The 6,082-nt window shown below is 61.9% G+C and carries 3 protein-coding genes; 1 reads left to right on the forward strand and 2 read right to left on the reverse strand.

The annotated features are described in order from the left end of the window. Positions 1 to 37: 37 nt before the first annotated feature. Entirely contained in the window at positions 38 to 3,019 is a 2,982-nt protein-coding gene (locus tag GNZ12_RS40370) for a Tn3 family transposase (protein ID WP_172318051.1), read from the reverse strand. After that, positions 3,016 to 4,695 carry a phage integrase family protein gene (locus GNZ12_RS40375; RefSeq protein WP_172318053.1) on the reverse strand — a complete coding sequence of 560 codons (1,680 nt, stop codon included), beginning with the start codon at positions 4,693 to 4,695 and terminating at the stop codon, positions 3,016 to 3,018. Before GNZ12_RS40375 ends, GNZ12_RS40370 begins: the two co-directional genes overlap by 4 nt. Before the next feature lie 306 nt (positions 4,696 to 5,001). Between GNZ12_RS40375 and GNZ12_RS40380 the strand changes: the two genes are divergently transcribed. After that, the gene (locus GNZ12_RS40380; RefSeq protein ID WP_172318055.1) at positions 5,002 to 6,021 is read left to right on the forward strand and encodes a UPF0149 family protein; all 1,020 of its coding nucleotides are present in this window, start codon (positions 5,002 to 5,004) and stop codon (positions 6,019 to 6,021) included. Positions 6,022 to 6,082: the final 61 nt, after the last annotated feature.

Below are 6,082 nucleotides of genomic sequence, written 5' to 3' on the forward strand. Positions count from 1 at the left end.
TTGACCGGGATTCGTAAAAAATCCGCCACATCTCAGTCTAAGCAGCTGATTTGAATGCAAAATCGATGGTCGGATCGAGCGGCGGAACGGGGCGTAGGAGATCCAGCAGATAGTCCCCAAACCGGTTGATGTGTTCCCGTCGGTACGGCGACAGCACCTTGAGTACTTCGGCGTCGACCGGATGCCCTTTCGCCTGCAGTTCCTTCAGTTTGCGCGACATCCACTGGACGTTGTACAGGATCACCATGTTTGCGACGAGGTGGTTGTACTTGATCACCTTGCGCTGCTCGTGCCGGACGTTTTCGGCAATCACGCCTTCGCCACCAAACATCAGCCACTGCGCGAAGTCGTTGAACTGCTCGCTCTTGTTGGTTGCCGCGTGAATCGTGCGACGCAGCTCCGGCTCATTGAGATATTTCAGCAGGAACAGCGTACGGATCACGCGGCCCAGCTCCCGAAACGCGAAGTAGAGCTTGTTTTTCGTGCTCTCCGAGCCGAGGCGGCGCAGGATTGTCGACGGCGTCATCCTGCCCGCCTTGATCGACACCGCAACGCGCATCATGTCGGCATAGTGACGTTCGATCAGCGCCCAGTCAATCGCCTGACGGCACAAGCTGTCGATATGCTTGTATTTGCGCCGCCGGTCAGCCTTGTACAGCACGAGATCCTTGATGTTGCGCATGCGCGGCATCAGGTTGATGCCCACCACGTACGACAGACCGAAGACCGGACCGCTTTGCGCCTGCGTATCGCCATGGATCGTATCGGGCTTGACGTCTGCGCCGTTCAGGATCAGCCCATCGAGGATATAGACGGCTTCGTGGACACCGCACGGGATGAAGTGACTGAACAGCGCGATGTACATGTCGGATACGTGATAGTAGCCGATCCCGCCGTATCCCCCATAGCGAACGTGATACTCGGACAGCAGGTTCTGCTCGTACAGGCTCCACTTGGTGCCGTCGGCCGACGCGCGCTTGCCGCTGCCCCAGTATTTCGGCAACGCGAACTGGTTGTACGCGTTGATCACCTTCACGTTCGCCTTGTCGAGCCGCTCCTCCGTGACGTGTTTCAGGTTCAGCCAGGCGACCTGTTTGCGAGTGAGCCCTTTCACCGAGCGCGCCGTCTGGCTCGGCCCTAGGTTGCAACCGTAGCAGAACAGCGTCGTGATGAAGCGCTTGCGCGGATCGTCGATCTTCGCGTCAAACCCGGATAGCGGTCCAAACAGTTTATGCAGGTCGAGCCACTGCTCGGTTTCGGTGAGGAGATCCAGGATGCTGAGCTGCGGCATCGATGCCGTGATGGCCTGATCGATCAGCGTGCGGTTCGGCGGCTCGGGCTCCTTGCCCGGCTTGTGGATGACGAGTTCCTCATTGGCGAACTCGATGCTGTCGTTTGCCGGGAAGTTCGCATCGGCCTCGTCGAGCGCCGCGTTCAGCCTGTCTCGCAGATCCTTCGCGAAGCTCTTGCCGTCCGTGGGCAAGCCCACGATCTCGCAGTAGCGCGGCAGTTCACGCCGGAATTCCTCGTCGGTGACCTGATGCACCCGATAATCGTCGAAGCGGTCGCTGCCCTCCACATAGAGGTCGCCGGAATTGAGTTCCCGCATGATCTGGCTGAAGACACCCAGTTCGAAGAACCGGCGGTGCAGCATCCGGCTGTCCCGTCCGTGCGGGAACACCGCGCGCTCCCACTTCTCCGGCAACCAGTCCAGCGGCAGGTTCGCGAAGTCGTTGTCGGTCAGCAGCAGGTATTCGCGGTGCGCGTTGCGGAAACCTTGCAGCCACGCGAGCGCGACCAGCACTGCGCGGTCCTGCGAGCTCGATTGCAGCGGCAGCACGTCCAGGCACTGGAACAGCAGCGAGCGCTGGGTGCGGTACGGCACGAGCATAAACGGCAGATCGAACTGCCCGGCATAAGCGATGTGCTCGTTGCATTGCGCGAGCGCTTCGGCCGGGTCGCCGAGCGCCTCGCGGATTTTCGGTAACCGCTTAGGCTCCGGTACGCCCTCATCCTGGAGAATCTGCAGGACGTCCCGGAACTGCCCGACCAGTCCCTCCAGCATGCCGGCGTGTTCAAGCTGGTATTTTTGCAGCCGGACCTTTGCGTAGGACTCCAACTTGCGCACCACCTTGATGAAGATCTCGGCGACATCATCAAGCGCCTTCTGCAACTGCGCCTGGATGAACAGCACCGCAAGCGCATGACGCTTCGCGGTCTTGAGCGACCGCAGTTCCGCGACGTCGAGCGCCCGCGCTTCGGTGACCAGTTGGGCCCGCTTGCTAACAGACAGGATAGAGGATGGCGCCGGCAAGCCTTCCGCCAGTTTCCTGATCCCGTTGATATGTTTGAGGAAGCTGGCGATCGCCCGCGCGGCGGGTCGCTTCGGCTCCTGTTTCAGATCATCCCAACCGGACTTGCCGGCCTTGACGACGAGAAGCGCGTCGATGCGTTCGACGAGTGCTGCATCGAGTGCGCCGGTGATGGCCCCATAGATCGCCTCGTTGTGATCGTTGCGCGCCTGCGTGGCGATGCGCTGCAGCGTCGCCAGCGGCGGCAACTCGTACCGGCGCCGGACCAGTTCCTCGATCAGCACGTTCGTAATATCGGGCAGTTCGATCTTTGTCCGGGCTTCCGCCGACGCCAGTTCAGCAAGCGACGCCGCCTCACTCGCATCGAACGCCCGGATGTCAAGCCAGCCGCGCAGCAGTTTCTGGTGACGGATCCGGGTGCCCGACACGTCATACCGTGCGATCGCCGTCCGGGACAGGGCGCGGGCCCGCATCGACGTCCGGATGTGATCGACAATGGCGGGCGGTACCTCCACGAGCATCGGGAAGTAACCGAGACGCTGCAGCAGCTTCAACTGCACCATGATCAATACGGCGGAGGCTTCCTGCCGGGATTGCCGGCGCACGAAGCGGATTTCCGCGGCGCTCGGCGTGAATGCCGCTTTCAGCTCCGCCGCGCCCGGCTCAGCCGGCAGCACCGGATAGATGGTCTCGTGGACAGTCGTCACGTTGGCTGCCGCCGCACAAAGATCTGCTCGATCTGCCGGGTACGCTGAACTTCGTCGTCGTCCAGATAGATCGAGGTCGTCGTGATCGACGCGTGACGCAGATTGTCGCGCACAGTCGTCAGCGTGGCGCCCTGTGCGAGAGCGTTTGTTGCGTGCGTGTGGCGCAGCCAGTGTGGCGTCGCGCGCTGCAGCTTGTCGGCGAGTGCCGGGTGGTCGGCCCGAATTGCGTCGGCGGCGGTCTGGAAGAACCGGCGCAGCACCTCCCTCAGACGCGGCGTGGTGATGCCACCGGGTTCGTCGAGATGGCCGAGCAGCGGCGTATCCGGTGCCCAGCGTGCGTAGCTCACGGGCAGACCGCGCTGCATCAGGTACTGGTCCAACGCAAATCGCGCGAGCGGCGGCAACACCACCTTGCCGGCCTTCGCACCCTTGCCGGTGAGGTGAAGCCACCGCTCGCCGCGGGTGCCGGTCATGATGCCGCCGAGTGTAACGCTGACCAGTTCGCCCGCGCGCAGGCCGGTCGCGTAGCCGAAATCGAGCAGAAAGCGCAGACGCTGTGCGGCGGGGACCGCCCAGCCATACGACCATTCGAGGCCATCGGCAATCGTGCGGATCAACTCCCACTCTCCGGCCGTAAAGGCGCGCGAGATGTCCAGCTCACCATTGCGCTGCGCGCCGCGCACCCTGAGGCCGGCAAACGGATTCGCGAGCACGTAGCGCTGCTCAATCAGCCAGCGAAACATTGCACTCAGAACCGACAGCGCGTAAGCGATGGAATCTGGCGACAGCACGCCCGTGAACGGCCGCCACTCGGACGACGATCGCGGGCGCGCCGGCGCGACCCACCGGGCGCGGGGTGTGGGATGGCGCAGGAAGGCGCGATAAGCGGTCGCATCCTCGCTCGTGAGCGAAGACAGCGCTTTGCCGCGCTCGGCAATCGCCCATAGCAGCAGGCGCTCGGCCTCCCGGCGGTAGGCTCGCTGCGTTTCGGCGGCTTCGTTCCGGTCGAGCCAGGCGCTGATCGCCTGATAGTCGTTATCGGCCTCGAGCGCGCACATCGGTTTCGGCGCACGAAAGGCGCCGCGCGAGCCGTCGACGTCATGTGGCACGCGAATGTTTTCCCACGGCACCACGGACTCCGGCGCCGTCACGACGACCAGCGCGCGGGCGCGTTCGGTGAGCACCGGGTGGGCGGCAAAGAAGGTTTCAATGTGCCGTGCGCTGCGCACGCCGAGTCCGGGAATCGTGCGCCACCAGCGTCGGCGACGAGGGATGCGTACGGTCAGATCAGCCAGCGTCCGGATGCCATGCTGATGCAGTACGGGGACAACACGGGCTGGCAGCCAGACATCGACCGAATCGCTCACCTGCGGTTGTGGGATCGCAAGCGTTGGCAGGATATCCAGCGCCCGGGTCGCGGCCTTGCGGTGACGGGACCGTTCGCCCACCGCGCACTGGAACAGCCGGGCCAGATCGGCGCGATGCCGGCTGAGGGCGAAACCGGCAAGCTGTCGACGAATTCGTCCGATCACGCCGCGCGCCGACTGGCCGCCTTCGAGCGCCTGCGGACAATAGCGCTCGACCGCCTCTCGCGAGCCAACGCCCGCGTACCACGCTCGCAGCGCGGACAGGGACGCGGTGTCAGGAAAGGATGGTGGCGACGGAGCGTTCGGCATCCGGGGATTATAGGCAACGTGATGGTAGCCGAGTTGCAGGTCAGGTGTGGCGCGTTTCCCGAAACGGGAGTTTTATCCAGAAATGTAGCCCTATCGATAATAAGGGTTAGCGATAGGGATGCATGGAAATTCGTCGATGTGCCGACCGTCAGCTCGATTCACACATCGACCCATCGGGTAAAATGTCGTCATCCCAACGCTCGCCGAAATGATTGCGTGCGAGCGCTGCGTCGAGTTGCACGTCAGCGACAATGACAGCACAGGCGATCAGCATCGCGTCTACCGTGTATTACCGTGGGGAATACTATGAATCTCGATCCCGAATTCGACGAGCCGCTAACTGACGAAGAGTTTGATTTCCTCGAACGCTTTCTTTCCAGCAATGCCGTTTGCGACGATGCGATGGACGCCGTCATGTTGCACGGCTTTCTGACCGCCGTCATCTCTGGACCGAACGTGATCATGCCGAGCACAATTCTTCCGTGGATCTGGGATGCAAGGCACGCAACACGTCAGCCCAGATTTCTGTCAGCAGGTCGGGCACGCAAGGTCACCGGGCTGATCATTCAATACTGGAACGACGTCAACAACACCCTGAATCACTGTCCCGATCTGTTCTCGCCTCCTTTGCACTCCACCGAGTGGAAGGGTGAAGAGATTCTCATCCTCGACGAATGGTGCGAGGGCTATTGCAAGGGCATCGACCTGGACCGGGAAGCTTGGGAGCCGCTGATTGAACGGCACCCCAGTTGGTTCAATGTCATCCTTTTGTTCGGGACCGCCTCCGGATACGAAGATCTGGTGCAGCGAGATTACACGGTCGAGCAACGTCGATCGTTCGCAAACTTGCTCACGGCCTCAGCGCTCAATATCCATCAATACTGGTGCGAGGAGCGCCGAAAATTGATGGAACAAGGCGAGCGGCCAAACATGATCCCGGCAGTTTCAAGGCCGAAAGACAGGACAGGCAAGCGGACCGAGCGGAGGGATCCGGACGCGCAAGACGAGAACGAGTTCGACGACCTGTTCCTTGTTGATTCGCTCGGCCGTGCGACGGAAGAAGCGTTTCACCCACTTGCATTGTCCCCGCTGTCTGCGACCGTAACCCGCGCCGGCACCTCTGTCGATGTGCACATCTATCGGTCCGATAATAATGGCCGCGATGGCTGGGTGCTGGAAATCGTCGACTCGTTCGGGACGTCCACGGTTTGGGACGATTTGTTCCCGACCGATGGCGCTGCGCTGGCCGAAGCGTTCAATACAATCGGCGCGCATGGCATTGAATCGGTAACGGGAGAGGTACCAGCGCACGTAACGAAGCACTGAGCGCTGTGAAGCCGGCCATCAATTCCTCTTTTAGATCAGTGCCTTAGATCGAGATGTGGTA

The sequence above is a fragment of the Paraburkholderia solitsugae genome (genome assembly GCF_013177695.1).
Classification (GTDB): Bacteria; Pseudomonadota; Gammaproteobacteria; order Burkholderiales; family Burkholderiaceae; genus Paraburkholderia; species Paraburkholderia solitsugae.

Excerpts from the sequence above, each read along its gene's own strand:
- GNZ12_RS40380 (WP_172318055.1), top strand. The coding sequence starts at position 5,002 with ATGAATCTCGATCCCGAATTCGACGAGCCGCTAACTGACGAAGAGTTT.
- GNZ12_RS40375 (WP_172318053.1), bottom strand. The coding sequence starts at position 4,695 with ATGCCGAACGCTCCGTCGCCACCATCCTTTCCTGACACCGCGTCCCTG.